The 25,932-nt window shown below is 67.0% G+C and carries 24 protein-coding genes and 1 pseudogene; 5 read left to right on the top strand and 20 right to left on the bottom strand.

Translation table 11 applies throughout. The features are described 5' to 3' along the window. Positions 1–13: 13 nt before the first annotated feature. Positions 14–913 carry a hypothetical protein gene (locus QE394_RS13675; RefSeq protein ID WP_261620223.1) on the top strand — a complete coding sequence of 300 codons (900 nt, stop codon included), beginning with the start codon at positions 14–16 and terminating at the stop codon, positions 911–913. Positions 914–959: 46 nt separating this feature from the next. Here QE394_RS13675 and QE394_RS13670 read toward each other — a convergent pair whose 3' ends face one another. Together QE394_RS13670 and QE394_RS13665 are read right to left on the bottom strand one after the other, a co-directional pair. Further along, the gene (locus QE394_RS13670) at positions 960–1,664 is read right to left on the bottom strand and encodes a redox-sensing transcriptional repressor Rex (protein WP_056076263.1); all 705 of its coding nucleotides are present in this window, start codon (positions 1,662–1,664) and stop codon (positions 960–962) included. Positions 1,665–1,753: 89 nt separating this feature from the next. Then, positions 1,754–2,008 carry a glutaredoxin family protein gene (locus QE394_RS13665; protein ID WP_056076266.1) on the bottom strand — a complete coding sequence of 85 codons (255 nt, stop codon included), beginning with the start codon at positions 2,006–2,008 and terminating at the stop codon, positions 1,754–1,756. Positions 2,009–2,096: 88 nt separating this feature from the next. Here QE394_RS13665 and QE394_RS13660 point away from each other — a divergent pair, with 88 nt between their 5' ends. Further along, positions 2,097–2,915, top strand: coding sequence for an HAD-IB family hydrolase (locus tag QE394_RS13660; RefSeq protein ID WP_349034788.1), 819 nt, complete (start codon positions 2,097–2,099; stop codon positions 2,913–2,915). A 77-nt stretch (positions 2,916–2,992) separates the two neighbouring features. Here QE394_RS13660 and QE394_RS13655 read toward each other — a convergent pair whose 3' ends face one another. The 11 genes from QE394_RS13655 to QE394_RS13605 all read right to left on the bottom strand — a co-directional run bounded on the left by QE394_RS13655 (position 2,993) and on the right by QE394_RS13605 (position 14,227). Continuing rightward, a complete protein-coding gene (locus QE394_RS13655) occupies positions 2,993–3,091 on the bottom strand; it encodes an AURKAIP1/COX24 domain-containing protein (RefSeq protein ID WP_003792170.1) in 99 nt (32 codons plus the stop codon). Between the two features lie 192 nt (positions 3,092–3,283). Next, the gene (locus tag QE394_RS13650; RefSeq protein ID WP_056076272.1) at positions 3,284–3,496 is read right to left on the bottom strand and encodes a helix-turn-helix domain-containing protein; all 213 of its coding nucleotides are present in this window, start codon (positions 3,494–3,496) and stop codon (positions 3,284–3,286) included. A 182-nt stretch (positions 3,497–3,678) separates the two neighbouring features. Beyond that, positions 3,679–4,782, bottom strand: a complete 1,104-nt coding sequence (locus QE394_RS13645; RefSeq protein ID WP_349034787.1) for a 3-deoxy-7-phosphoheptulonate synthase — start codon at positions 4,780–4,782, stop codon at positions 3,679–3,681. Between the two features lie 296 nt (positions 4,783–5,078). Then, positions 5,079–6,098 (bottom strand): acetylxylan esterase, encoded by a 1,020-nt coding sequence (locus QE394_RS13640; protein WP_261620976.1) that lies wholly within the window; start codon positions 6,096–6,098, stop codon positions 5,079–5,081. A 9-nt stretch (positions 6,099–6,107) separates the two neighbouring features. Further along, the gene (locus tag QE394_RS13635) at positions 6,108–6,761 is read right to left on the bottom strand and encodes an LUD domain-containing protein (protein WP_082497297.1); all 654 of its coding nucleotides are present in this window, start codon (positions 6,759–6,761) and stop codon (positions 6,108–6,110) included. Next, complete coding sequence (locus QE394_RS13630; RefSeq protein ID WP_056076280.1) at positions 6,758–8,230, bottom strand: LutB/LldF family L-lactate oxidation iron-sulfur protein; 1,473 nt, start codon at positions 8,228–8,230, stop codon at positions 6,758–6,760. Before QE394_RS13630 ends, QE394_RS13635 begins: the two co-directional genes overlap by 4 nt. Next, positions 8,230–9,033, bottom strand: coding sequence for a (Fe-S)-binding protein (locus QE394_RS13625; RefSeq protein ID WP_349034786.1), 804 nt, complete (start codon positions 9,031–9,033; stop codon positions 8,230–8,232). The genes QE394_RS13630 and QE394_RS13625 overlap by 1 nt, the downstream gene beginning before the upstream one ends. 4 nt (positions 9,034–9,037) lie before the next feature. Beyond that, a complete protein-coding gene (locus tag QE394_RS13620) occupies positions 9,038–10,537 on the bottom strand; it encodes a rhamnulokinase family protein (protein ID WP_349034785.1) in 1,500 nt (499 codons plus the stop codon). Continuing rightward, the gene (locus QE394_RS13615; RefSeq protein ID WP_349034784.1) at positions 10,534–12,570 is read right to left on the bottom strand and encodes a bifunctional aldolase/short-chain dehydrogenase; all 2,037 of its coding nucleotides are present in this window, start codon (positions 12,568–12,570) and stop codon (positions 10,534–10,536) included. The genes QE394_RS13620 and QE394_RS13615 overlap by 4 nt, the downstream gene beginning before the upstream one ends. A gap of 5 nt (positions 12,571–12,575) precedes the next feature. Then, a complete protein-coding gene (gene rhaI, locus QE394_RS13610) occupies positions 12,576–13,742 on the bottom strand; it encodes an L-rhamnose isomerase (RefSeq protein ID WP_349034783.1) in 1,167 nt (388 codons plus the stop codon). Between the two features lie 128 nt (positions 13,743–13,870). Then, on the bottom strand, positions 13,871–14,227 hold the full coding sequence (locus QE394_RS13605; RefSeq protein ID WP_261620980.1) for an L-rhamnose mutarotase: 357 nt from the start codon (positions 14,225–14,227) through the stop codon (positions 13,871–13,873). A 151-nt stretch (positions 14,228–14,378) separates the two neighbouring features. Here QE394_RS13605 and QE394_RS13600 point away from each other — a divergent pair, with 151 nt between their 5' ends. Then, positions 14,379–15,392 (top strand): LacI family DNA-binding transcriptional regulator, encoded by a 1,014-nt coding sequence (locus QE394_RS13600; RefSeq protein WP_349034782.1) that lies wholly within the window; start codon positions 14,379–14,381, stop codon positions 15,390–15,392. A gap of 6 nt (positions 15,393–15,398) precedes the next feature. Here the strand turns inward: QE394_RS13600 and QE394_RS13595 are convergent. From QE394_RS13595 to QE394_RS13565, 7 genes and pseudogenes are all read right to left on the bottom strand, one after another. Continuing rightward, positions 15,399–15,650, bottom strand: a pseudogene (locus QE394_RS13595) (DUF1961 family protein); the annotation flags it as partial. After that, complete coding sequence (locus QE394_RS13590) at positions 15,610–16,062, bottom strand: DUF1961 family protein (protein WP_349035409.1); 453 nt, start codon at positions 16,060–16,062, stop codon at positions 15,610–15,612. The gene QE394_RS13590 and the pseudogene QE394_RS13595, both read right to left, overlap by 41 nt. Before the next feature lie 12 nt (positions 16,063–16,074). Then, complete coding sequence (locus QE394_RS13585; RefSeq protein WP_349034781.1) at positions 16,075–16,776, bottom strand: rhamnogalacturonan acetylesterase; 702 nt, start codon at positions 16,774–16,776, stop codon at positions 16,075–16,077. 25 nt (positions 16,777–16,801) lie between these two features. Then, entirely contained in the window at positions 16,802–17,674 is an 873-nt protein-coding gene (locus QE394_RS13580; RefSeq protein ID WP_015938269.1) for a carbohydrate ABC transporter permease, read from the bottom strand. Then, positions 17,674–18,651, bottom strand: a complete 978-nt coding sequence (locus QE394_RS13575; RefSeq protein ID WP_056076307.1) for an ABC transporter permease subunit — start codon at positions 18,649–18,651, stop codon at positions 17,674–17,676. The genes QE394_RS13580 and QE394_RS13575 overlap by 1 nt, the downstream gene beginning before the upstream one ends. After that, on the bottom strand, positions 18,652–20,184 hold the full coding sequence (locus tag QE394_RS13570) for an extracellular solute-binding protein (RefSeq protein ID WP_261620984.1): 1,533 nt from the start codon (positions 20,182–20,184) through the stop codon (positions 18,652–18,654). A 178-nt stretch (positions 20,185–20,362) separates the two neighbouring features. Further along, entirely contained in the window at positions 20,363–21,040 is a 678-nt protein-coding gene (locus QE394_RS13565) for a DUF624 domain-containing protein (RefSeq protein WP_349034780.1), read from the bottom strand. 239 nt (positions 21,041–21,279) lie between these two features. Here QE394_RS13565 and QE394_RS13560 point away from each other — a divergent pair, with 239 nt between their 5' ends. After that, a complete protein-coding gene (locus QE394_RS13560; RefSeq protein WP_349034779.1) occupies positions 21,280–22,542 on the top strand; it encodes a Gfo/Idh/MocA family oxidoreductase in 1,263 nt (420 codons plus the stop codon). Next, a complete protein-coding gene (locus tag QE394_RS13555; protein ID WP_349034778.1) occupies positions 22,542–25,874 on the top strand; it encodes a family 78 glycoside hydrolase catalytic domain in 3,333 nt (1,110 codons plus the stop codon). The genes QE394_RS13560 and QE394_RS13555 overlap by 1 nt, the downstream gene beginning before the upstream one ends. The last annotated feature ends 58 nt before the right edge of the window (positions 25,875–25,932 follow it).

Genomic DNA, 25,932 nt, shown 5'->3' with positions numbered 1-25,932 from the left:
TAGAGGACCGCTCATGAGCACTCCCCCTGTCCCGCCGCCGGGATCCAACGATCCCCACTCCGGCAGTTCAAACACCGGCAACTCGAACACCAACGGCGATGCCGGCAACCAGCCGCCGCGCTTTGGCGAAAACGCCCCGCAGTATGGCCAGAACGCACCCCAGTACGGGCAGAACGCGCCGCAGCAGGGCCAGGACCAGCCGCAGTACGGCCAGAACGCTCCGCAGTACGGGCAAAACGCGCCGCAGCAGGGCCAGCAGTTCGGTTCGCAGCCGCCGGCTGCCCCGCAGTACGGGCAGAACGCACCCCAGCAGGGCCAGCAGTACGGCCAGGGCTATGGCCAGCAGTTCGGCCAGAACGCTCCAGGTAACGGTCAGCAGTTCGGCCAGTCGCCGTACGGCCAGTCCCCCTACCCGTCTGAGCAGCCCCAGCCGGCCGGCAGCAACGGGGTTCCACAGCTGGTCAACATTTCCTTCTGGCTCCTGCTCGCGGCCGCAGCCATTTTCGTGATTTCCATGCTGACGGGCCTCGGCCAGTTGAACGACCCCGTGTTCCGCCAGACATTCGAGGACCAGATGGAGTCGAGCGGCGCCACCGGCGTGACATACGACGACGTCCAGGGCTTCATTGGCGGAACCCTGGTGGTATTCGCCATCCTGGGCGCCGGCCTGTACTTCCTGGTGGCCTTCTTTGTCCGCAAGGGCAAGAACTGGGCACGCATCCTGGGAACGGTCTTCGCGGGCCTGTCGGTCTTCGGGCTGTTCGGTATCCCCACCTTCGGTACGCTCGGCACCGTCCTGGGCATCGCGGCCATCGTGCTGCTGTACCTGCCGGCCGCTGCGCCGTACTTCCGGAAGCAGCAGCCCTTCGCCAACCCTTACGGTGGCGGTTTCGGCAGCCCGTACGGCCGCTGACCCTTAGCTCCACTCCCGCGGGCGCGGGTTCCGGACCTGCCGGTTTTCAGGCAGTCTGCTCCGGGGCCTGCGCCCGTTGTGCGTGGTAGGCAAGGATCTGAAGCTCGGTGGCCATGTCCACCTTGCGCAGGTTGACGCCCTCGGGGACCTGCAGCATCACAGGGGCGAAGCTCAGGACGCTCCGCACGCCGGCCGCCACTACCCGGTCGCAGACCCCCTGGGCTACGGATGCCGGCAAAGCCAGCACCACCATGTTGGCCCCGGTCCGGTGCAACACCGCTTCCAGGTCCGCGACATCGCTGACCCGCAGCCACCCCACTTCGTTTCCCACCACCATCTGGTCGGCGTCGAAGATGGCCACTACGTCGAATCCCCTGGACTCGAACCCGCCATACCGGGCCAGGGCCTTGCCCAGGTTGCCGGCGCCCACAATGGCGACCTTCCAGTCGTGCGTCAGGCCCAGTGCGGCAGCGATATGGCGGCTCAGGTACTGGACTTCGTAACCCACCCCGCGGGTGCCGTAGGAACCTACATGCGAAAGGTCCTTGCGGAGCGTGGAGGAACTCACGCCGGAGGCTTCGGCCAGTGATTCGGAGGACACCCGCTCGATGCCGTCGGCCAGGAGGGTGTTGAGGGCGCGGAGGTAGATCGTCAGCCGTGCCACCGCTGCGGGCGGAATCTGCTTGGCCGGCGTACCCGTGGCGTCCGGCAGGTCCGGGACGGCCTGGGGAGTTGAGTCCAGCGAAGTCACCAGCCCTCCCTTGCATCGCGTTGTGCCTCCACTCTAGAGCCCCATCGCCGGTGCCAACAAAGCAGGTACCGTCACGTCGGACCGCGCCCCTACTGCGCCATGGCCCGTTGCAGGACGCGTTCCAGCCGGGCTTCGTCGATCTTCCAGAAGTCGCGCTGCACACCGTCCACGAGGACCACGGGGATTTCCTCCGCATAGCGTTCGCGCAGTTCCGGTTGGTTGTCCACCAACTCTTCGCTCCACTTAAGGCCCAGGGCGGCAGTGACCCGGCCGACGGCGTCGCGCGCGTCTTCGCACAGGTGGCAGTTCGCTTTGGTGACCAGTACAACATGGGGTGTGGGCATGCTTTAACGGTAGCGCCGTTGAAGCACGCCTACACCCCGCCCGGCATGCCGGCCGCGGCCGCCCGGTGAATTGACTAGACTCAAGTCCATGCCCGAGGAGAAATACGTCGCCGTTGTGACCCGGCCGGTCGCTGCGCCGCAGCCGGGCGAGGCGGCGTTTTTCGATGTGGACAACACCCTCATGCGCGGCGCCAGCCTGTTCCACGTGGCCCGGAAGATGCACCAGCGGGGGGCATTCACGCTGGCGGAGGCAGCCGGTTTCGCCTGGAAGCAGTTCAAGTTCGTGGCCCGCGGCGAGAACATCGACGACGTCCACGCTGTCCGTGATTCAGCGCTCACCCTCGCTGCCGGCATCGCAGTGGAGGACATCAAGGCGCTGGGCGAAGAGGTCTACGACGAGATGATCGCCTCGCGGATCTGGCCCGGTGCCAAGGCACTGGCCGAACAGCACCTCAGGGTGGGCCGCCGCGTCTGGCTGGTCACCGCCACCCCCATTGAAGTTGCGACAGTCATCTCCACCCGGCTGGGCCTGACCGGGGCGCTGGGAACGGTGGGCGAGGTCTCGGACGGAATGTACACCGGCAGGCTGGTGGGAGACATTCTGCATGGCTCTGCCAAAGCGGTGGCGGTGCAGGGCATCGCTGACCAGGAGGACCTGGACCTTAAGCGCTGCTGGGCCTACAGCGACTCCTACAACGACATCCCGCTGCTGTCCCTGGTGGGCCATCCGGTGGCCATCAATCCGGACGCCAAGCTGCGCCGCCACGCGCGCGACAACAACTGGCCGGTGTACGACTTCCGCGCCGGCCGCCGGGCTGCGACGTTCGGCCTCAAGGCCGCAACCATGGGCGGCGCCGTGTACGGCCTCTGGAAGGGCTTCGCGAGGATCCGCGGCCCCCGGGCCTAACCCGGCGCTTCTGAGGGCAAAAGAAATGCCCGCCACCTTGGAAGGCGGCGGGCATTTCCACGCTTTTCGAAGTATCTCTACTTCTTATTGCGGCGCTGGTGACGGGTCTTGCGAAGCAGCTTGCGGTGCTTCTTCTTGGCCATACGCTTGCGACGCTTCTTGATAACTGAACCCACGAAAGTTCCTTACAAACTAGATGCAGTACCTGTCTGATGGAAATGGTCCGCGGACAAAGCTACGAACTGAACAACTGACAGATTCTTACAATGACGTAAAACGTTCCTTAACAGCGTACCGCTTCCGGGGGGCGGCATCTAACCGCCGCCGCGGACAACCGGCACAAGTACCGGATTTACGGCGCACCCGGCTCAGGCGGTGCCTGCGTGCCCGTCCACCACGGCGCCCCTGAGGTACTGGTCCACCGCAGTCTCGGGCACGCGGTAGGAGCGGCCAAAGCGGACTGCTGGCATTTCACCGGAGTGGACCAGGCGGTAGACGGTCATTTTGGAGACGCGCATGACCTGGGCAACTTCTGCCACGGTCAGGAACTTCGCGTTCGAGAAGTTCTGTTCTGCGGACATTTCCCTATTTTCCTTTGCTGACGGATGGACACAGTGGACCCCCGGGTCGTACCAAATGCGGTGTTCCGATGCTGAGCCATCCACCAACCACCTATCCAGATACTCTAGATGTTCCTGTGGCAGAAGTGAAAGTAGTGGGGTCCCCCTATTTACCCGGCGCCCCACCCCTCCCGTTGACCCCGTCAGCCCCTGCGCTTGCGGGCTGAGGCGGCCAGCTGCTCCAGCACCGACGCCGAGACGTCCCACTCCATGCACGCATCGGTGACGCTCTGCCCGTAGACCAGCTCATCCCGGCCCGCAGCGTGCTCCACGACATCCAGGTCCTGGGCGCCTCCCACCAGGAAGCTTTCGAGCATGACGCCGGCGATCGCCTGTGCGGCGGGGCCACCCTCTTCGAGCTGCGCACCGATTTCCAGGGCAACCTCCGCCTGCCGGTGGTGGCTCTTGCCGCTGTTGGCGTGGCTGGCGTCCACGATCAGGCGCGGGTTCAGTCCCTTGCCTGCCAGGGTGGTGGAGGCGGCTTCGACGTCTGCCGTCGAGTAGTTGGGGCCCTTCCGTCCGCCGCGGAGGATGACGTGCGTGTCCGGGTTGCCTGCGGTGGTCACCAGCGCGGCCCGGCCATCACCGTCGATCCCCAGGAACGCCTGGGCTGCCGCAGCGGCACCGCAGGCGTCGATGGCAACCTGCAGGCCGCCGTCGGTCCCGTTCTTGAAGCCGATCGGCATGGACAGGCCGGACGCCAACTGGCGGTGGATCTGGCTCTCGGTGGTGCGGGCCCCGATGGCGCCCCAGGAAATGAGGTCGGCCATGTACTGCGGGCTAATCGGTTCGAGGAACTCGGTGGCGGTGGGCAGTCCCAGGGCGGTGACCTGCTGGAGGAAGTGGCGTGCGGTCCGCAGGCCGGTGACCATGTCGTGGCTGCCGTCCAGCCGCGGATCGTTGATCAGGCCCTTCCAGCCCACGGTGGTGCGCGGCTTCTCGAAGTACGTCCGCATGACGATCAGGAGGTCTTCCTTGTGCTTTTCAGCCTGGCTGACCAGCCGGCGGGCGTATTCCAGCCCGGCCTTGGGATCGTGGATCGAGCACGGGCCCACGATCACCAGCAGGCGGTCGTCCACGCCGTCCATGATGGCGCGGACTTCATCGCGGCCGCGTTCGACGACGGCGGCCGCCTGTGCGTCGAGGGGCAGGTCCGCGATCAGTTCGGAAGGGGTGGGCAGCGGGGTGAATTCGCTGACGCGCAGGTTCGAGGTGGATTGTGCTGCTGCTGCTGTTGCGGTGCTCATGTTCGGGTCCTGTTCCAGATGGGAAGCGGGCCCGGATTTCAGAACCCGCCGGAGAAACGGCGAAGGGCAGAGAATAATCTCTGCCCTGTTGGCTCTGAAGGAAAGTTGGATGCGTGTCAGTTAGACGCGGGCCCCTCCAGAGCCAACGAAAAATACGCATACCAACGGTTAGTCATGGGAAGACCATAGGCTCACGCCAGCCGAACCGCCAAATCGCCTCCCAACTAGGTAGCAGTAGATGTCGTTTTGAGGCTCCAAAACGACATCTACTGCTACCTAGTTGGGGTGGGGGCAGGTCAGCCCAAGATCTTGCGCAGGAACACCAGCTGCCTGATCCACTGGTGCTCCTGGCCACCTTCGTGGTTGTTGAACCGGTAGACCTCGATCTCCTTGGCCGCTCCGGTTCCGGAAGAACCGGCGTCTCCCCCGCCGTAGGCGTTGAAGCTGGCGAAGACCGTGGACGGCGGGCAGACGTCATCCATTTGCGCCACCGAGTAGAGCGCCGGCACCGTTGCCCAGCGGGCCAGGTTGACGCCGTCGAAATACCGCAGGACTTCGAGGATGGAGTCATAGCGGTCGCGGTGGCGGCCAAGGAACTGGGCGATTTCGGGGTAGGGGCCGCGGGGTGTGATGTCGATGGCGCGCGGGAAGTCCTGCAGGAAGGGAACGTCGGGCAGCGCGGCGATGACGCCGTCGAGCCTTCCGGCCGCAAGGCCTGCCGTGGCCACCACAATGCCGCCGCCCTGGCTGACGCCCGCCAGCACCACCTTGGTGGGGTCGACGCCGGGATGGGACTGGGCGGCTTCCACGGCCCGGAAGGCGTCCACGTAGACACGCCGGTAGTAGTAGTCCTCCCTGCTTCCGGCGCCCCGGGTCATCAGGCCCGCGTGGGCTACGTCCCCGGCGGAGGGGTGCGGGTCCGGAGTGTCGCCGATGAGGCCACCGTAACCCTGTCCCCGCGTGTCCATGATGAAGTGCGCATAGCCCGCCTGGGCCCACCGGGTGTCCTGGTTAACCAGGCCGCGGCCACCGGAGTAGCCGGCGTACTGGACCACTACGGGCAGGCGTGCACCCGGTTCGCGGTTGGCCGGCAGGTGCAGCCAGCCTTTGATCGGGGCCCCGCCATAACCGGCAAACGTGGCGTCGAACGTGTCGATGAGGGTGAGGTAGTTCTCGACAGGTTCGAAGGCGGCCTCCAGCGGGAAGGCCCGCGCCTCTTCGATGGTCGTGTCCCAAAACGTTGCAAGGTCGTTGGGCGGTGTCACGTCGGAGGTGTAGCCGCGGAGCTGGGCCAGGGGAAGGTCAAAGAGGGGCATGGCTAGATCCTATGACGCGGGAAGCTTCCCGGACTGTTTGGTGATGATGACGTCCAGCCGGCGTGGCCCGTGGACGCCTTCGACGCGTTCGAGTTCGATGTCCGAGGTGGCGCTGGGGCCGCTGATCATGGTGAGCGGGCGGGTGCCGTCCAGGCGGCGGAGGGCTTCGGGGAGGATCTGGGTGATGTCGCGGCTGTGGACCACGCAGATGTGGTGGTCCGGGATCAGCGAGATGGCGCGGCGGCCCTGGTCGGGGCTGCCGTCCAGGATGATGGTCCCGGATTCGGCGACGGTCACCGCACTGGAGGTCACGACGGCGTCGGTTGCGTCGAGTTCGGTGACGGACCGCGCGCCGTGCCCGCCGCCGTCGTACTTCACCCTGGAAGGTTCCGTTTCCCAGGCGAGCCAGGCCGGGTCCAGCCCGGCGGGCACCACGTAGGAGCGCGCGCCGGCGAGCAGGCCCTGGATGGTGGCCGGAATAGCGGCTTCGTCCACCACCGTCACGCCGGCTTTGTAGTCCTCCAGCCGGTCCACCAGCACGTCGATGCGTTCCTCCGCGTTGAGGTTTCCGTCCTGGCGGTAGGTCCGTGGAATGTCCGGAACGGCCGGGGCGTCCTGCAGCGCGGTGCGGACGGCAGCGAGGATGTGTTCGCGGGTGCTCATGATTCCTTGTGCTCCTTGGCCCACCAGTCGCGGAAGGACTGGGACGGGGGCGCGGGGATGTCGCGGCTCTGGGTCCAGCCGGCGGCGATGCCGGGCAGTTTCTTGATTTTCTTGTCCTTGCCGGCGGCGGCGCGGCCCAGGGGCAGGAGCTTTTCGACGGCGCCCAGCCGGCGTCCGTCGGACAGCGCCCATGAGGCCGCCTTGAGCCCGACGTCCAGTTGGGACGGGAGTCCGCCGCGGTGGGCGTCCACGTCCTTTCCGCGGAGGTGGACCAGGATGTCCGGGATGTTGATCTTGACCGGGCAGGCGTCGTAGCAGGCCCCGCAGAGCGAGGACGCGTACGGCAGCGACCCGTTCTCCTCGGCTTCGACGCCGGTCATCAGCGGCGACAGTATGGCGCCGATGGGGCCCGGGTACGTTGAGCCGTAGGCGTGGCCGCCGGTGCGTTCGTAGACGGGGCAGACGTTGATGCAGGCGCTGCAGCGGATGCAATGCAGGGCCGAGCGGCCCATCTCATCGGCCAGGGCGTTGGTCCGTCCGTTGTCCAGCAGGATGACGTGGAACGTGGAAGGCCCGTCTCCTTCGGTGACGCCGGTCCAGAGGGAGGTGTAGGGGTTCATCCGCTCGCCGGTGGAGGAGCGCGGAAGGAGCTGCAGGAACACCTCAAGGTCCGAGAAGGTGGGCAGCAGTTTCTCGATGCCCATCACGGTAATCAGGGTCTCCGGCAGCGTGAGGCACATGCGGCCGTTGCCCTCGGACTCCACCACGCTGAGGGTCCCGGAGTCCGCGATGCCGAAGTTCGCCCCGGAGATCGCCACTTTGGCGGTGAGGAACTTGGCGCGCAGGTGGGCCCGGGCGGCCATGGCGAGGCGGCGCGGTTCGTCCGTGAGGTGGGGATCGACGCCGGGCATTTCCTTGAGGAAGATGTCGCGGACCTCGGTGCGGTTCTTGTGGATCGCCGGGACCAGGATGTGGCTGGGCTTGTCATGGTCCAGCTGGACGATGAGTTCGGCCAGGTCCGTTTCGTAGGCGGCAATGCCGTGCTCTTCGAGGTATTCGTTCATGCCGATTTCCTGGGTGGCCATCGACTTGACCTTGACCACCTCGTCCACGCCCTCGGCTTTGACAAGTTCGTGGATGATGCGGTTGGCCTCATCGGCGTCGCGGGCCCAGTGCACCGTGCCGCCGCGGGCGGTGACGTTGGCTTCGAAGGCTTCCAGGAGTTCGGGCAGTCGCGCCATGACGGAGGTCTTCAGGGCACTGCCGGCGTCGCGCAGTTCCTCCCAGTCGGGCAGTTCCCCGGTGACGTTGAGGCGCTTGGTGCGGATGGTGGAGGTGGCGTGCTTCAGGTTGCGGCGGAGCTGGCTGTTGCCGAGCTCCCTTCGGGCCGCTGAGGGAAACTTTTCCTCAGCGAAGAGGTTCCCGGAGCCGGGCCGCAGGCCGGGCATTCCCAGTGCGGTGCGGGACATTATTTGACCACCACTTTCACGGTTTGTCCGGCAGGTCCTGGAACGGCGACCGGCTCGGCTTCGGTGCTGGCGAGGATCTCGGCCAGGTGCAGCGTGGCCACACCGGACTCCTGCCGGGAGAGGCCGCCGCCGATGTGCATCAGGCAGGAGTAGTCCCCGCCGGCGCACACCGACGCCCCGGTGCTGCGGATGTTTGCCGTCTTGTCCGCCAGCATCGCCGACGAAACGTCGGCGTTCTTCACGGAAAATGTGCCGCCGAACCCGCAGCACTGGTCTGCCTCCGGCAGGTCCAGCAGCTCCAGGCCCTCCACGCCGCGGAGCAGGCCGGCCTGCCGGTCGCCGAGCTTGAGCAGGCGCATGCCGTGGCAGGAGGGGTGGTAGGTCACTGTGTGCGGGAAGTAGGAGCCCAACTGTCCGGCAGGGTCGGTGACGCCCAGGACGTCCACCAGCAGTTCGGACAGCTCGTAGGTTTTCTTCCCGACGGCGGTTGCCCGCTCCTCGAGCCCGGCATCCCCTGCGCGGCGGGCCACCATGGGGTGCTGGTGCTTCACGGACGCCACGCAGGACCCGGACGGCGCCACCGCGACGTCGTAGTCCTCCGATTCGAAGGCCCTGACGTGGTTGGCCACCACTGGCAGGGCTTCCTTGAAGTAGCCGCTGTTGACGTGCATCTGCCCGCAGCAGGCCTGCCCCTTGGGGAAGACCACCTCGTGGCCCAGCCGTTCCAGGACCGCCACCGTGGCCTGGGCAGCCCGCGGATACATGCCGTCCACGATGCAGGTGGCGAATAGTGCGATTTTCATAGTGTCAATTCCGGGAGGCGGTAACGGGGAGGTCGAGGGGCTCGTAGCGGTGCAGGCTGGCTCCGGCGGCGATGAGCCGGCGCAGTTCGGTCAGGCCGCCTGCCACGGCGCCTGCCGCCCGGGCCTGCACGAGCACATTGCCCAGGGCTGTCGCTTCCACGGGCCCGGCGATGACCGGGCGCCGGGTGGCATCGGCCGTGAGCTGGCAGAGGAGGGCATTCTGCGATCCGCCGCCCACCACGTGCACCACGCCCACGGAGCGGTCCGCCAGGCGTTCGGCATCGGCCAGGGTCCGGGCGTATCCGGCAGCGAGGCTGTCCATGATGCACCGGGTGATGGCTGCAGGATCGTTCGGCAGCACCTCGCCCGTGCGCCGGACTGCCGCACGGATGCGTTCGGGCATGTTGTCCGGGGCAATGAAGTACGGATCATCCGCATTGATTTGCGGTCCGCCGGCGGGCAGCGCGGCGGCAGCGGCCAGCAGGGCCGTCAGGTCCGGCTGGAACCCTTCCGATGCCCAGGTGCGCTGGCATTCGCTGAGCAGCCAGAGCCCCCCGATGTTGCGCAGGTAGCGGATGGTGCCGTCCACGCCGCGTTCGTTGGTGAAGTTCGCCTCCCGGCTGGCTTCGGTGAGGACCGGGTGCTGCAGTTCCAGGCCCACGAGGGACCAGGTGCCGGAGGAGACGTAGGCGAAGTCGCCGCCGTCGCCCTCCGTATCAGCCGGGACGGCCGCGACGGCGGACGCGGTATCGTGCGAGCCCACGGCCACTACGGGGGTGCTGGAGGGCAGGCCCACCTCCTCGGCAATGGCCGGGAGGAGGGTGCCGAACGCTTCGCCGGGCTGGATCAGCGGCGGGAACAGGTCCTTCCGCAAGCCCAGCGCCGCCAGGAATTCGGTGGCCCACTCCCCCGCCACGGCGTCAAACAAACCGGTGGTGGAGGCGTTGGTGGCCTCGGTCCGGCGGGCGCCCGTGAGCAGGAAGGCGATGAGGTCCGGGATCAGGAGGGCCTGCAGCCCGTCGAGTTCCCTCTCGGTGGCCAGCTGGTAAATCGTGTTGAATTGCAGGAACTGCAGGCCGGTGGTGGCGTACAGCCGCTCCGGGTCCAGTTTCCGGTGGACAGGCTCCACGGCGGACCGGCTGCGGTCATCGCGGTAGCTGAACGGCTGGGCCACGAGGTTCCCGTCAGCGTCCACCAGGCCGTAGTCCACGGCCCAGGTGTCGATGCCGATGCTGGCGATCCGTTCGCCCTGCCCGGCGGCCACCGTCGCGGCAGTACGGAGGCCTGCAAGCACCTCCGCGAAGAGCGCGTCGAAGTTCCAGCGGAGGCCGCCGTCGATCTCCACCACGCCGTTGGGGAAGCGGTGGACGGTTTCCAGGGCCACCCCGGACTCCGGTGAAACACGGCCGAGCATGACGCGGCCGGACGAGGCGCCGATGTCGACGGCTGCGAACACGCCAGAGGCCGTGTCCGCGCCGTCGGCATCGTTGATCAACGTGCTCACCGGAGGAAGGCTGCGGCCACTCCGGCGTCCACGGGGATGTGCAGGCCGGTGGTGTGGGACAGTTCGTTGCTGGTGAGGACGGCGGCGGCGTTGGCCACGTGCTCGGGCAGGACTTCGCGCTTGAGCAGGGTCCGCTGGGCGTAGTACTCGCCCAGTTTCTCTTCGTCCACGCCGTACACGGCGGCGCGCTTGGCGCCCCAGCCGCCGGCGAAGATGCCGGAGCCGCGGACCACACCGTCGGGGTTGATGCCGTTGACGCGGATACCGTGCTCGCCCAGTTCGGCGGCGAGCAGGCGGACCTGGTGGGCCTGGTCTGCCTTGGTGGCGGAGTAGGCGATGTTGTTGGGGCCGGCGAACACGGAGTTCTTGGAGGAGATGTAGATGATGTCCCCGCCCAGGCCCTGCGCGATCATGACCTTCGCGGCGGCCTTGGCCACCAGGAAGGAGCCCTTGGCCATGACGTTGTGCTGCAGGTCCCAGTCCTTTTCCGTGGTTTCCAGCAGCGGCTTGGAAATGGACAGGCCGGCGTTGTTGACCACCAGGTCCACACCGCCGAACGCGAGCACTGCGGCGTCGATCGCGGCCGCAACCTGCGCTTCGTCGGTAACGTCGGCCTGGACGCCGATGGCGACGTCCGGGCCGCCGAGCTCTTCGGCCACCTTTTCGGCGTTCTCCAGGTTCAGGTCGGCGATGACCACGCAGGCGCCTTCCGCGGCGAGGCGGGTGGCGATGGCCTTGCCGATGCCCGACGCGGCGCCGGTCACCAGGGCGATGCGGGTGGCGTGGGACTTCGGCTTGGGCAGCCGCGCCAGCTTGGCTTCCTCCAGTGCCCAGTACTCGATCCGGAACTTCTCGGATTCCTCAATCGGGGCGTAGGTGGAAATCGCCTCGGCGCCGCGCATCACGTTGATGGCGTTGATGTAGAACTCGCCGGCAACGCGGGCGGTCTGCTTGTTGGCGCCGAAGGAGAACATGCCCACGCCGGGCACCAGGACGATGGCCGGGTCCGCGCCGCGCAGCGCCGGGCTGTCCGCATCCGCGTGGCGGCTGTAGTACGCCCGGTAGTCCTCGCGGTATGCCGTGTGGAGTTCTGTGAGCCGTGAGACCGAGTCCTCGACCGAAGCGTTGGCGGGCAGGTCCAGGATCAGCGGCTTGACCTTGGTGCGCAGGAAATGGTCCGGGCAGGAGGTGCCCAGGGCGCCCAGGCGCGGGTGCTCGGCGGCTTCGAGGAAATCGAGGACGACGGCGTCATCGCTGAAGTGCCCCAACTGCGGTTTGTCGGTGGAGGCCAGGCCGCGGATCACCGGTGCCAAGGCTGCGGCCTTGGCACGGCGCTCTGCCTCCGGCAGCGCACCGTATCCGGGCAGCTTGGGCCCGAAGGGTTCGGCCGCGCCGTTCTCGGCGATGTACTGCTCAGCCTGGTCGATGATCCACAGCGAGTTGGCCTCGGCCTCTTCGCTGGTGGCGCCCCAGGCGGTGATGCCGTGGCCGCCCAGGATGGTGCCGATAGCCTGCGGGTTGGCGTCCTTGATCGCGGCGATGTCCAGGCCCAGCTGGAATCCGGGGCGGCGCCAGGGAACCCAGACCACCTTGTCACCGAAAATCTTGGTGGTGAGCGCTTCGCCGTCCACCGCCGTCGCGATCGCGATGCCGGAGTCCGGGTGCAGGTGGTCCACGTGCGCGGCGTCCACCAGGCCATGCATGGCGGTGTCAATTGACGGCGCGGCACCGCCCTTGCCGTGCAGGCAGTAATCGAAGGCGGCCACCATTTCGTCTTCGCGCTCGACGCCCGGGTAGACGTTCTTCAAGGCGTTCAGCCGGTCCAGCCGCAGCACGGCAAGGTTCGCAGCCTTCAGCGTGCCCAGGTCACCGCCGGAACCCTTCACCCAGAGGAGTTCGACGTCCTCACCGGTGACCGGGTCCTTCTCGGTGCCCTTGGCGGAGGTGTTGCCGCCGGCAAAGTTGGTGTTCCGCTTGTCCGCGCCGAGGCGGTTGGAACGCGAAACCAGGTCTTCAACAGTCTTGTTGCTCATAGGAATTAAGCGCCCCATCCGGCTTGCTGGCCGCCTGCGCGGTCCTCGTTGATCTGTTTCTGGTAGCCGCTGGCCTTGTAGGCGGCCATCGGGTCGGCGGGAAGGCCGCGGGATTCACGCCACTCGGCCAGGGCGGGGCGGACGTCCGTGTAGAAGGCGTCGTTGAAGATGCCGTTGGCGGCCAGGACGTCCCCGGCGCGCTGGGCCTCGGTGAGGGCCGCGGTGTCGATCAGCAGGGCGCGGGCCGTCATTTCCTGGACGTTCAGCACGGACCGGATCTGGCCCGGGATCTTCTCTTCCAGGTTGTGGCACTGGTCCAGCATCAGCGCCACACCGGATTCCTTGCCGAAGCCGCCACCGCGGATCACCTCGTGCATGATGCGGAAGAGCTGGAACGGATCGGCGGCACCCACAATGAGGTCGTCGTCGGCGTAGAAGCGCGAGTTGAAGTCGAAGGAACCCAGCTTGCCCAGGCGCAGCAGCTGCATCACGATGAATTCGATGTTGGTGCCCGGGGCGTGGTGGCCGGTGTCCAGGCAGACGAACGCCTTCTCACCCAGCGCCAGAGTCTGGGCGTAGGACGTGCCCCAGTCCGGAACATCGGTGTGATAGAACGCCGGCTCGAAGAACTTGTACTCCAGGACCAGGCGCTGCTCGTCACCCAGGGCGGCGTAGATTTCCTGCAGGGACTCGGCCAGGCGGTCCTGGCGGCCGCGGAGATCATCCTGGCCCGGGTAGTTGGTGCCGTCCGCCAGCCAGATCTTCAGGTCGCGTGAGCCCGTAGCGTGCATGATGTCGATGCAGTCCAGGTGGTGTTCAATGGCGCGGCGGCGGACGGCCTCGTTGGAGGACGTCAGGGAGCCGAACTTGTACTCGTCATCCTGGAAGGTGTTGGAGTTGATGGTGCCCAGGCCCACGCCCAGGCCGGCGGCGTACTCCTTGAGGGCGGAGTAGTCGTCCACCTTGTCCCACGGAATGTGCAGCGCCACGGTGGGCGCAAGGCCGGTCAGCTCATGGACCTTGGCCGCATCGGCCAGCTTCTCCTGGACCGTTCGCGGCGTGCCGGGCGTGCCGAACACCTTGAACCGCGTGCCTGAATTTCCATAGGCCCACGAAGGGACCTCGATGGCAAGCTCTCCGAGCCTGCCCAGCGCCTTTGCTACGTCATTCATGATGGTGGTTCTTTCCGGTGTCTTGTGCTGCTGTGGTCTGTTGGGTACTGCCCCGCTGCAGGAGCTGGGTGTCGCTGTAGTTACCGGGGTATGGAACTACTGGACTGTGGAACTACAGGACTGTGGAACTACTGGGGCGTGGAGCCTGCTGCCGCAAGCTGGCCGTCAAGGTTGAACACTTCTTCCAGGACCTGGAACCCCTCGTCGGGCGCCTGGCCGGTGTTTTCTGTGTCATCGAACAGAGAGGCCATCTCGGCCTGCCATCGCGCGTTGACTTCGGTCAGGGCCATGCGGGCACGCACGGCGTCGAAGTCGTCGCACTCGACGTAGCCCACCAGGAGCCCGTCGTCCGCCAGGAACAGGGAGTAGTTGTTCCAGCCCGCTTCCTTCAGGGCAAGAAGCATCTCCGGCCACACCGCGGCATGGCGCCGCTTGTACTCGTCGATCAGCGCCGGCTGGATCGAGGACCGGAAGCACACCCTCATCTGGAACTCTCCTGAACTCGCGGAAATTTGAATCGTTTCATTGGTACGATTCAAAGTACTCTTGAACCTGAGTAGGTGTCAAGCATTTCCACCCGGCCCCGGCAATTGGGCCGCGGAAGTCAGGGCATCCGTACCAGCAGCTCGGAGAATCATGAACCGCACCGCCAGTATCAAGGACGTTGCCAACCACGCCAGCGTTGCCGTGGGCACCGTCTCCAATGTGCTGAATTACCCGGACAGGGTGTCCCAGCGCACCAAGGAACGCGTCTTGAAAGCCATCGACGAGCTGGGGTTCGTCCGCAACGACGCGGCCCGCCAGCTCCGCGCCGGCCACAGCCGCACCGTGGGGCTGATTGTCCTTGACGTGGGCAACCCGTTCTTCACGTCGGTGGTGCGGGCGGCAGAGGATGCCGCCAGCGTCCACGGCAGCGCGGTGCTGCTGGGCGACAGCGGGCACGACGCCGGCCGCGAGGCGAATTACATCGATCTTTTCCAGGAGCAGCGGGTCCAGGGCCTCCTGATCTCGCCCGTTGGCGACGTCACCGAGCGGCTGGACCTCCTCCGCGAGCGCGGCGTGCCCACGGTCCTGGTGGACCGCCTCGCGGACGAGTCCAGGTTCAGTTCAGTTTCCGTTGATGACGACGCCGGCGGGTACCTGGCCGCGCGGCACCTGCTGGACACCGGCCGCCGTCGGCTCGCGTTCGTGGGCGGCCCCACGTCCATCCGCCAGGTGTCAGACCGCCTGCAGGGGGCGCAGCGCGCCGTCAAGGAGGAGCCCGACGCAACACTGGAAGTGCTGACATCGGAGGGGATGACCGTCCTGGCCGGACGCAGCGTGGGGAACATGCTGGTGGAACGCGGGCCGGAGCAGCTGCCGGACGGCATCTTCTGCGCCAACGACCTCCTGGCCCTCGGCGTCATGCAGTCCCTCACCATGACCCACACCTTCCGCATCCCGGAGGATGTGGCGCTGATCGGGTATGACGACATCGACTTTGCCGTCTCGGCAGTGGTTCCGCTGTCCTCCATCCGGCAGCCCACCGAGGCGCTGGGCCGGACCGCCATCGAGCTCCTCACCGAGGAAGTGGAGTCCCAGAACGCCACGCACCGTGCGGTGGTGTTCACTCCGGAACTCGTAGTCCGGCAGAGCACCGGCAAGGCGTAGGACGCCTCAGCGCAGCTTCTCCACCACCAGGTTCCGGTAGGCGGCCCGCAGCGGGGCCATCTGCCGGAACCCGATACGGCCGCCGCCGAGCACCCTTCCCGAGGAGTCTGTCCACTCGAACAGGGTCAATCCGTTGATGGCAAAGGACACCTGGGGGCCGTCCTTCACCACTTCCAGACGGTAGAAATCCACCGCGTCTTCCGTGGGCGGCAGCGGGTCAGCGCCCTGCGCCACCAGTTCGAAGCCGGCGCTCTTGCGGAGGTTGCACGTCCGGAAGGCCCGCTCTGATTCGTACTTGTGCCGGAAATACGAGACGTGTCAGGGCATCGATGTCCCCCGAATGGTACTGCGGGTAGAACCCGGTCCGCGGGGCCAGATCAGGGCTGAAGAGATCCAGCCCGCCCTGGCCGGCCGCAGCGAAGAACAACATCGCCAGGCCCGGCTCTTCGAGCGGCCGGAACTCCCAACTGATGCGGATCCCGTCCGGAAACTCCTCCGGGCACCAGAACGTCCAGTGGGCGTGGTCACCGAAGTCCGCGTCGTCCAGTGCGCCGGACAGCTCCAGCGTCCCTTCATGGCCATGAACACTCAGCGGCCCTTCCGGCACCCAGTCCGCGACGTCCGCCGGGCCACCCAGCGCGTTGCTGTACAGCACCCCGGCGCTCCGCATGGCGGTGCCCACTCAGGCGCGTTCCGCCGTCGTACCTGCAAAAGCCGGGGCTGCGAGCCCAAGCTCCGCAAGCTCGGCTGCCACGTGCTCAGCAACCACTGCAGCACCTTCATGGGAGAAATGCGTGTTGTCCGCCAGCCCGTCCGGCCAGTAGGCATGCTCCCCCGGCGCGAAGTGGCAGAACAGCGCCACGGATTGCTCCCGGCCCAGGCGGACGTACAGGTCCCGCGTCCAGGCGTTGAGGTCGATCACCGGGACTCCGAGTTCCAGCCCCAGTTCCCGCACCACCTCGGGGTAGTCCTCCAGGCTTTCCTCCAGCACGTCGCCCATGCCGGCGGACGACGACGGCGCGTCCCGGAAGTGCCGCCGTTCCACGGAGGTGCACAGCACCGGAGCCGCGCCCAGGGCACGTACCTCGCCCACCATGGTGCGCAGGTTGGCCGCGTAGCCGGTGCGCGCTGCGAGGTGCTGCTTCTTCTGGTCGTTGTGGCCGAACTGGATGAGGACAAGGTCGCCTTCGCCGGCCTCTCCCAGCAGCGCCGTCCACAGCCCTTCGTCGCGGAAGGACCCGGTACTGGCCCCACCCTTGGCGAAGTTGTGGACCGCTGCACGCCGGTAGACGTGCGGGGCCAGCTGCGCGCCCCACCCGCTCATGGGGTACTCGTGCGTGGGGCAGTTGGCGACGGTGGAATCACCGGCGAGCAGGATCTTCATGGTCTTCTTTCTCTGAGTGCGGTTTCTAGCCCTTGACGGAGCCGATGAGCATGCCTTTGGCGAAGTGCTTCTGCAGGAAGGGGTAGAAGATCAGGATGGGCAGGGTGGCCACCACGATCACTGCGAATTTGATGCCTTGTTCCGGCGGGATGTAGTTGGGGTCAACGTTGCCGGTTCCCAGCAGGTCCGAGGCCGCGGTGACCTGGCGCAGGTACATCTGCAGGGTCCACTTGGAGTTGTCGCTGAGGTAGAGCAGGGGCGACATGAAGTCGTTCCAGATGCCCACGGCGTAGAACAGTGCGAACGTGGCCAGGACGGGCTTGGACAGCGGCAGCAGGATCCGCCAAAGGATGCCGATCTCCGTGGCGCCGTCCATCTTGGCGGATTCCTCCAGCTCCGCGGGAAGCTCCTGGAAGAAGTTCTTGATGATGATCAGGCTGAACGGGTTAATCGCCGCCGGGAGGATCAGGGCCCAGTAGGAGTTGAGCAGGCCCAGGTCCTTGACCAGGAGGAAGGTGGGGATCATGCCGCCGGAGAACACCATGGCGAAGACCACCAGGGACAGGATGAGCTTGCGTCCCCGGAGGGTCTTCTTGGCCAGCGGGTAGGCCATCGTCACCGTGAACGCCAGCTGGACAACCGTTCCGACGGCGGTGACCAGGATGGTGGTGATGAGCGCCCTGGTGAAGGCCGGCGTCGAGAAGATGTACTCGTAGGAACCCAGGCTGAACTGCTCGGGCCAGACGAAGAACGCCCGCCGGGTGATTTCCGCTTCGGTGGCGAACGAGCCGGCGAAGACGTAGACGAACGGCAACAGGGTGACGATGCCCACCAGGGACAGGAAGACGTAGTTGGCGGCGTCGAACACCCGGCCGCCGGTGGTGTTGTGGATCTTCATTAGAACAGTCCGCTCTGGTTGAACCGCTTGGCCAGCCAGTTGGTGCCGAAGATCAGCACCAGGCCCACCAGGGATTTGAACAGGCCCACCGCAGTGGAGTAGGAGTAGGCGCCCTGGGTGATGCCCACGAAGTACACGTAGGTGTCAAAAACATCCGCGACGTCCCGGTTGAGGGCGTTGGTCATCAGGTAGATCTGTTCGAATCCGGTGTTGAGCATCTGCCCGATCGCCAGGATCAGCATCACGATGATGGTGGACCGGATCCCGGGCAGCGTGATGTGCCAGACCCGCCGGAAGCGTCCGGCGCCGTCGATGATCGCGGCCTCGTACTGGTCCTGGTCCACGGTGGACAGGGCAGCGAGGAAGATGATGGTTCCCCAGCCGGTGTTCTTCCAGATCTCCTGCAGCACGATCAGCGGCCGGAACCAGGCGGGATCGGACAGGAAGTCGATGTTGGTGCCCATCACGTTGTTCAGGAACTGGAACATCGGGCCGATATCCAGCGCGAACAGCAGGAAGCTCAGCGACGCCACGATGGTCCAGGACAGGAAGTGCGGGATGTACACCAGGGTCTGGACCGTGCGCTTGAGGACGGAGAGGCGGACCTCGTTCAGCAGCAGTGCCAGCACGATGGTCAGCGGGAAGGCGATGCCCAGGTTCAGGAACGCCAGGATCAGGGTGTTGCCCAGCAGGCGCGGGAAATCCGGGTTGGAGAAGAAGTCCTCGAAGTGCTGGGTCCCCACCCAGCGGCTGCCGTTGACGCCCAGGAACGGGACGTAGTCCTTGAAGGCGATGGACACGCCGTACATGGGGCCGTAGCGGAACACCGCGAAGTACAGCACGCCCGGCAACAGCAGCAGGTACAGCCACTTGTAGTGCGCGAAATGGACGGAGAACTTGGCGTTCTTCCGCTCCCGGGCGGGCGGCCGGGTGGCCGCCCGCCCCGAGGCCTCAGCCTCGACGACGGGGGCTGCCATTTACTTGTTGTCCTGCCAGAGCTTGTTGATCTCTTCCTTGACCTTGTTGCCGCCGCTGGTGTCCCAGAGCTTGATGGCGTCCTTCAGGCCCTGCTCATCGATCTGTCCGGCAAGGTACTTGATCCGGGCGTCGGCCACGATGTTGTCCAGCTGCGCGCCCTTGGCCACGTAGGTGGCGGAGACATACGGGGCGGCGGGGTTGTACACAGCGCTCTTGAGGTCCTCGGCCATGACCTCGGTGCGCTTGTCGAAGACCTGCTGCTCGTAGTCGCTGGCCTGCTTTACGGGGTAGAAGTTGTTGCCGGCCACGTTCATTCCGAGCTGCGCGTAACTCTTGATGTCCGTGCTGACTGCCTTGCCCTCGCTGGTTTCAGGCTTGATGGTGGCGGCCTTGCCGTCCTCCACCGTGAAGTTGACCCCCTCGATGCCGTTGTTCAGGAGGGTGGCCACCTCCTTGCCGTTCAGGGTGTTCAGGACTTCGAGGACCTTGTCCAGCTCGGCCTCGGTGCGGACGCTGGACTTGGGGACGGCCAGGAAGCCGGAGTAGCCGTCGGTGGGGTGCGCGTGGAGTTCGCCGTCGGGGCCTTCGAGGTTGCCCACGAAGCCCACCTTGTTCTGGAAGTTGTTGGGATCGGCCTGCTTGAAGAGGTTGACCAGGACGCTGACGCGGGAATCGACGTCCACAATGATGCCGCCCTTGCCGTTGAAGAACGGTTCGTTCCACTTCGTGCCGTCGAACGTGGCGAAGTCCGGGTTGATGAGCTTCTCGTCCACCATCTTCTTCACGAACCGGTTGGCCTCAAGGAACTCGTCCGTCTCAAAGCTGGGGATCAGCTTTCCGTCCTTCTCGGTCCACCGGTTGCCGGCGCCGTACCATTCCTCGATCAGGTCGTAGGGGCTGTTGGTGCCCAGGGCGCCCCACTTGGGGATGGTGATGCCCCACGTGTCATTCTGGCCGTTGCCGTCCGGATCCTGCTCGGTGAACGCCTTGGCCACCTTGTAGAGGTCCTCGGTGGTCTTGGGCGGCTGGAGTCCCAGCTTGTCCAGCCAGTCCTGGCGGAACATCACCGCAGCGCGCATGGGCGCACGGCCACGGTAGACGCCGTAGACCTTGCCGTTGATGCTGGCGTTCTCCTGGATGTCGGGGAACGTGGTCTTAAGGTTCGGGTACTTGTCGAGCTTGTCAGTCAGGTCCCAGAAGGCACCCGCTTCGGCGTTCTTGACGAAGCCGGGGGTCTTGCCCTGGATGACCATGATCTGCGGGATGTCCGAGCCTGCCAGCGTGATGTTGGTCTTGTCCTCGTACGAGGAGTTGGGCGTCCAGTTGATGTTGATGTCCTTGCCGGTGAGTTCTTCCAGCTTCTTCTGGACGGCGCCGTCAGCGCTGGGCGGCTGGGCCTCAAGGAACGGGGCCATGATGGAGACGCTGGTGAGGTCCGCGGCGGGTTCATTGCCGCCGCCGCTGCAGGCGGTGAGGGACAGGGCGGAGACGGTGACGACGGCGGCCGCCAGGGTGAGTTTCCTACGGATCATGGTTTTTCCTTTTCCACTTCTTCGGGGTTCGTTGGTCGTTCAGATGAGGTTGATACGTTTCATTTACTGCAGGCAGGCACGCCGAAGGCGCGGGGTTGGGCTGGTTCGCCGGACAGGCGTTCCGGTGGACCCCACCGGAACGGCAGCCGGGCCGGGGGCCGCACCGACTGTCAGCCGGTCAAGCGCTGGAGACGGCGGCGGGCACCGGCCCGGCACCTGCAGCGGCCGGCTCGGCGTCGGCGGCAACCGACTCGTCATTGGCGGTGAAGAACCGGTCGCAGAGCCAGCCCGTGGTGTAAAGCCACGCGCCGGCACTGAAGAACGGAATGAGCCCGGGAACGGTGGTGCTGGCGTACACCACCGCCGCCGAGACGAACAGGAGGATGACCGTCCCGGCCAGGTGCCGCACGGCAAAGCGGGACGAGAGCATCAGGTACTGCCGCAGGGGCAGTTCGTAGCGGGCGTACATGGGGAACACGTAGCATGCGGCCCCCGCCAGGAAGATGGCTGCCACAAAGATCCCGGCCGCCATCAGCTGCGAGATGAGGTCCCGGCCGCCGGAGAAGAAGTTCCAGTTCATGGCCAGCGCCACGGCCACTGCCAGCAGCGGCAATGCAAGGATGTTGGCGCGGCCGAAGTTCCGGAAGTACTCCGCCGTGAACCCGCGCAGCAGTGGCGCCGCTTCCCCCCGGGCGCGCTTGCGCACCAGGATCTGCGCCGCGGCAGTGGCAGGTCCGACCCCGGCCACGCCCAGCCCGAGCAGGGTGAACACCAGCCACAGCACATTGAGGCAGGCGATCCACAGAAGGGTGTCAAAGAACGAATAGGCCCGAGCGGCGAAGGTTCCGGACAGCATGGCACTTCCCTTCCGTTTCTCCATCGTTGCAGAGGCGAAGGCGCAAGTGGTCCGCGTCACGCCGGTAATCGGTTTCTCGAAAATCTAGACCCAACTTGAGGGTGGGGTCAAGCCATTTTTTGAATCGTTACATAACTGGACTCTGCAGCTCCGGGTGGCGCACACTAATGGTTGGAAAGCGCTTGCTGCACCAAGCCCGCGCCCCTGTAAGCGTGCCCTCGAGGGCAGAATGGAGAACCATGGGAACGTCCGCTGGCACCCACCTTCCCGACGTTTCCGCCGGTAACGCTTCTACCGGTGAAGCGGCCGAACCGGCAGGACTCCGGAACGGGCCGCAGGGCTCCGGCCCGGCAGCCCGGATCGCGCTGGTAGGCGTGCACGGCTTCGGCACCCACCATCTCCGGAACCTTGAGCGGCTGCAGGCAGCCGGCGCCGTCGAGCTGGCGGCCGTCGCGGACCCGCAGCCTCCGGCACCCGGCTCCGTGCCGCCGTCGGCCGCTGTGCACCGGGGCCTGGACGACCTGCTGGCCGCAACGGCCAACCTGGACGTCGTCATTGTGGCAACCCCCATCCAGACGCATGCCCCGCTGGCGCTGGCTGCCCTGGCCACGGATGCCGAGCTTTACCTGGAAAAGCCGCCCGTGGCCTCTTTGGCGGACTTCAACCGGCTGTGCGACGCCGCAGCAGCTTCCGGGCACGGCGTCCAGATCGGTTTCCAGAGCCTCGGCTCGCATGCGCTGGCGGCAATCGCGGAACTCCTGGCCGCCGGCACCATCGGAACCCTTGAAGGGATCTCCGCAACCGGCCGCTGGGTCCGGGACAGGGCCTACTACAAGCGGTCCCGCTGGGCAGGCAAGCGCAGCATCAACGGCGTGGACGTGGTGGACGGCGTGGCCACCAACCCCCTCGCGCACGCTGTGGCAACTGCGCTGCGGATCGCCGGCGCCCGCACCGTTGCGGATGTCGCGTCCGTGGAAACCGAGCTGTACCGGGCCAATGACATCGAATCGGACGACACCTCGGTGATCCGCATCCGCACCACGGCCGGCCTGCCCATCACCTGCGCCCTGACCATCTGCGCCACCGAATCCGTTGAACCGTACGTGACCCTGCACGGCTCCGCCGGCAGTGCGGCCTTCCATTACACCGAGGACCGGCTGGTGGTGGAAACGGCTTCCGGCAAGACCGAGCAAACCTACGGCCGGGACGACCTCACCGAGAACCTGCTCGAGCACCGCAACGCAGGAACAGCGTTGCTGAGTTCCCTGCCGGACAGCGGGGCGTTCATGCTGGTGCTGGAGGCAGTCCGGACTGCGCCGCTGCCCGCGCCGATCGACCCCGCCTACGTGCAGTGGCAGGGCGAGGGCGAATCAGCCCACGCCGTGGTGGCCAACGTCGAGGACGCGCTGGAACGTGCCGGCCGCGAGCATGCAACGTTCAGCGAGCTGAGGCTCCCCTGGGCCACGTCCGCACCGGTTTCCTTCCCCGTTCCGTCCGCCTGATGTCTCCGTCAGGCGGCACGGCCCCCACGTCAGCGGACACAGCACGGGAAGCCGCCGGGGCTCTGCTCGCCACCGGCCTCCTGACCGACGGCCTGGCCGAATGCCTTACGGCCTCCGGGCGGCCCACCTTCAGCTGGCAGCTGGACCAGCCGGACCGCGCCGATCCCTCCCGGGCCAGCCAGACGGCGTACGAACTCTCCGTGCAGGACGCCGGCGGCCGCCAGGTGTGGAGCTCCGGCGACGTACCCTCAGCTTCGCAGCGCGGTACCTATGGCGGGCCCGTGCTCGACGACGACACGGACTATGGCTGGCGGGTGCGCCTTCGCGACGCAGCCGGCGCCCCGGGCGCGTGGTCCGGCTGGCGCACCTTCGGCACCGGGCTTTCGGACTCCGCCTGGGAGGCCGACTGGATCAGGCGCGCCCCGGGCGGCCGCGCCCCGCTGGAGATCCTGGACAACGCCCTCCGGGTCGCGGGGTCCCCCGGGCTGCCCCTTCCGTGCCCGCCGGTCCGCGGCTTCCGGCTGGAGGCGCGGGTGCGGCCCGTGATGGGATGGACCGGCCTGATCATCCGCAGCACCGGTCCGGGAACCGGGCTGCTGCTCGAACTCAACACGGCCGGCGAACTGCTGCTGCGGCAGGTGCCGCAGTGGGACATTCCCGCCGCTGCGGCCCCGGACACCCCCGTCCTGGCCAGGGCCAGCGCAGACCGCACCCACACCGTCCGGCAGGAACGCCTCCCGGGCAAGGACCTGGTTCCGGGCACGTGGCAGGACCTGACAGTCACCGATGACGGGCAGACCATCCGCGCCTCCCTCGAGGGCGAAGAACTGCTGGCGTTCGAGGAGCCGCTCCCCGCCGGCACTACCGGCAGGCTTGCCCTCCACCAGGGCCCGCGCAGCCAGGCCGAGTACGCGTGCCTCCGGGTTTCCGAGCCTGGCACCAGCGCAGGCACCGGAACCGTCCTGTTGGACCACCGGTTCGATGCCGGCGAAGACCACGCACGCGCTGCCCTGGCGCACTGGGCCCGCACCACCGCGCACCGCCAGCCGGACGAATGGACCCTGTTCCGCACCTCGGTCCGGCTCAGCGGCACCGTGCGGCGGGCGCGGCTCTACGCTGCTGCCCAGCACCATGCCCAGCTGTCCCTCGCCGGCACCCCCTGCCTCGCCACCACATCCTTCGGCTACCCCGGTGAGGGCTACTACGATGCCGCGGACGTGACGGAGTTGCTGGCGGCCCAGCCGTCCGGACCGGACGGCGCGGACGTTCCGCTGGCGGCCCTGCTGCACTGGTACGGCCCGGGGCAGGGACGGGCCGCGGGCCTTCCCGGCCTCCTGGTCCGGCTGAGCGTGGACTATGTGGACGGCCGCCGCGACGTGTTCGGTTCGGGGCCGGGCTGGCGCGCCGCTGAAGGCCCGTACCGCCAGTCCGGGTACCGGAACGACGAAGGCGACCCCGTTGAACACCTGGACGGGCAGGCCGCCGCCGCGCTGGCCGCCACTGCCCTGCAGGACCTGCCGCCCGCCGTCGGCTGCGGGAGCCACCCCACCCCCGAAATCCCCGCGCTGCATCCGCGGCGGACGTCCATGTCGGAGGAATTCGTTGCGCCCCGCGCGTTCCTGACGGCTGATGACGGCACGCTGGTGGCGGACTTCGGCCAGGTGCTTCCCGGCCGGCCCGAGGTGGATTTCCTCGACGGCGTGGCCGGCCGAACGGTGATGATCCGTGCCGGTTACACGCTTCGGGACGACGGCCGCGTGGATACCGGCAAGACGCCCACCCAGAACACCGACATGTCCTTCCCGTACACCCAGGCCGCCGGGCCGCAGCAGTACCGGGCCACCGTGCACCTTGGCTTCCGCTACCTGGAGCTTCCCGGGGTGGACGCCGCGGACGTGTCCCGGCTCGGCGCCGTCGTGGTTCACGGCAAACACCCCGGCGAAGGCAGCTTCAGCAGCTCGGACCCCACGCTGGACGCCGTGTTCGGCCTGTTGCGTCACTCGGCGCTGTACGGCGTGCAGGAGCAGTTCGTGGACACCCCCACCCGGGAAAAGGGCCAGTTCCTGGCGGACGCCGTGAACATCTCGTACGCCACCATGTCACTTTTTGGCGAGCACGCCTACACGGCGCAGGCGCTGCGGGAGTTCGGCTGGTCGGCGGGCAGGTACTGGGCCGAAGGCGAGGACAAGGGCCGCTACAACGCGGTCTACCCCAACGGTGACGGCAAACGCGACATCCCCGATTTCTCCCTGATGCTGCCCGAGTGGGCCGAGGAATACCACCACCGCACCGGCGATCTGGCCCTGATCCGGGAGCTGCTGCCGCACCTGTGCGATACGGCCGATTACGCGCTGCGGTACATTCCGGCGGAAGGCCCGACGGCGGGACTGGTCACCAGGCTGGGCGGCGGCTCCGGCCCCTACCTGCACGGCATCGTGGACTGGCCGGCACCGGGGCGTTTCGGTTACGACATGGAGTGCACCGCCAAGACCACCGTCAACGTCCAGGCCTACTCCGCTCTGTTGTCCACCGCCCGGCTCTGCGGCTTCGCGGGCGAGCACGAAACCGCCGTCCCCTATGCCGAGGCCGCCCGCACGCTGGCGGCCGCCATCCGTGCCCGGCTGCGGGTGGATGGCGTGATGGTGGACGGGCTCCACGGCGACGGCTCCCCCAGTGCCCATGCCTCCCAGCACGCGGCGTCGTTCCCGCTGTCCCTTGGCATCACGGACGCCGGGTGTGCTGAGGCCGACGCCCGGCGGATAGCGGACCTGGGGATGCAGCAGGGGCCACTGACGGTCCACCGCCTGGTCCGGGCGCTGCTGGCACAGGGCAGGACAGACTCGGTCCTGGACCTCCTGACGTCGCGCGACCAGCCCGGCTGGGCGCAGCTCCTGGAACGGGGCGCCACGTTCACCTGGGAGGCCTGGGACCTGGAGCCCGGTACCGACTACAGCCAGTCCCACGCCTGGTCCGCCTCGGTGGTCAAGGAGATCCTCGAGCACCTTCTGGGCATCCGCTTCCAGTCCCCCGGTGGCGGCGAACTGCTCATCGAGCCGCCATGGTGCCGGCTGGAGCACGCCCGCGGCAGTGCCCCGGTGGCCAGCGGCTACGCGGAGGCCAGCTGGCGCCGCAGGGACGGCCTGGTGGAGCTGGAATGCACCGTCCCCGCCGGTGTCACAGCGGTGGTCCGTTTGCCCGCCGGCACCTACGGAATTAAGGGACCGACGCCGGATGCCGCCGTCGTGCGTTCCCTCCCGGACGGCGCGAACACCGGCGCGACGCGCGACTTCCGCGTGCAGACCGGCACCTGGAGCTTCGAACCGCAGGCCTAGCCGATATCCCGTGGATGAGCCCCGCAAACACGCGGGTGTTTGCGGGGCTCAACCACCG

It is taken from the genome of Pseudarthrobacter sp. SORGH_AS 212 (assembly GCF_030818145.1).
Classification (GTDB): domain Bacteria; phylum Actinomycetota; class Actinomycetes; order Actinomycetales; family Micrococcaceae; genus Arthrobacter.
Note: the sequence above shows the minus strand (reverse complement) of the source record. Positions and strands in the feature narration are given on the sequence as shown.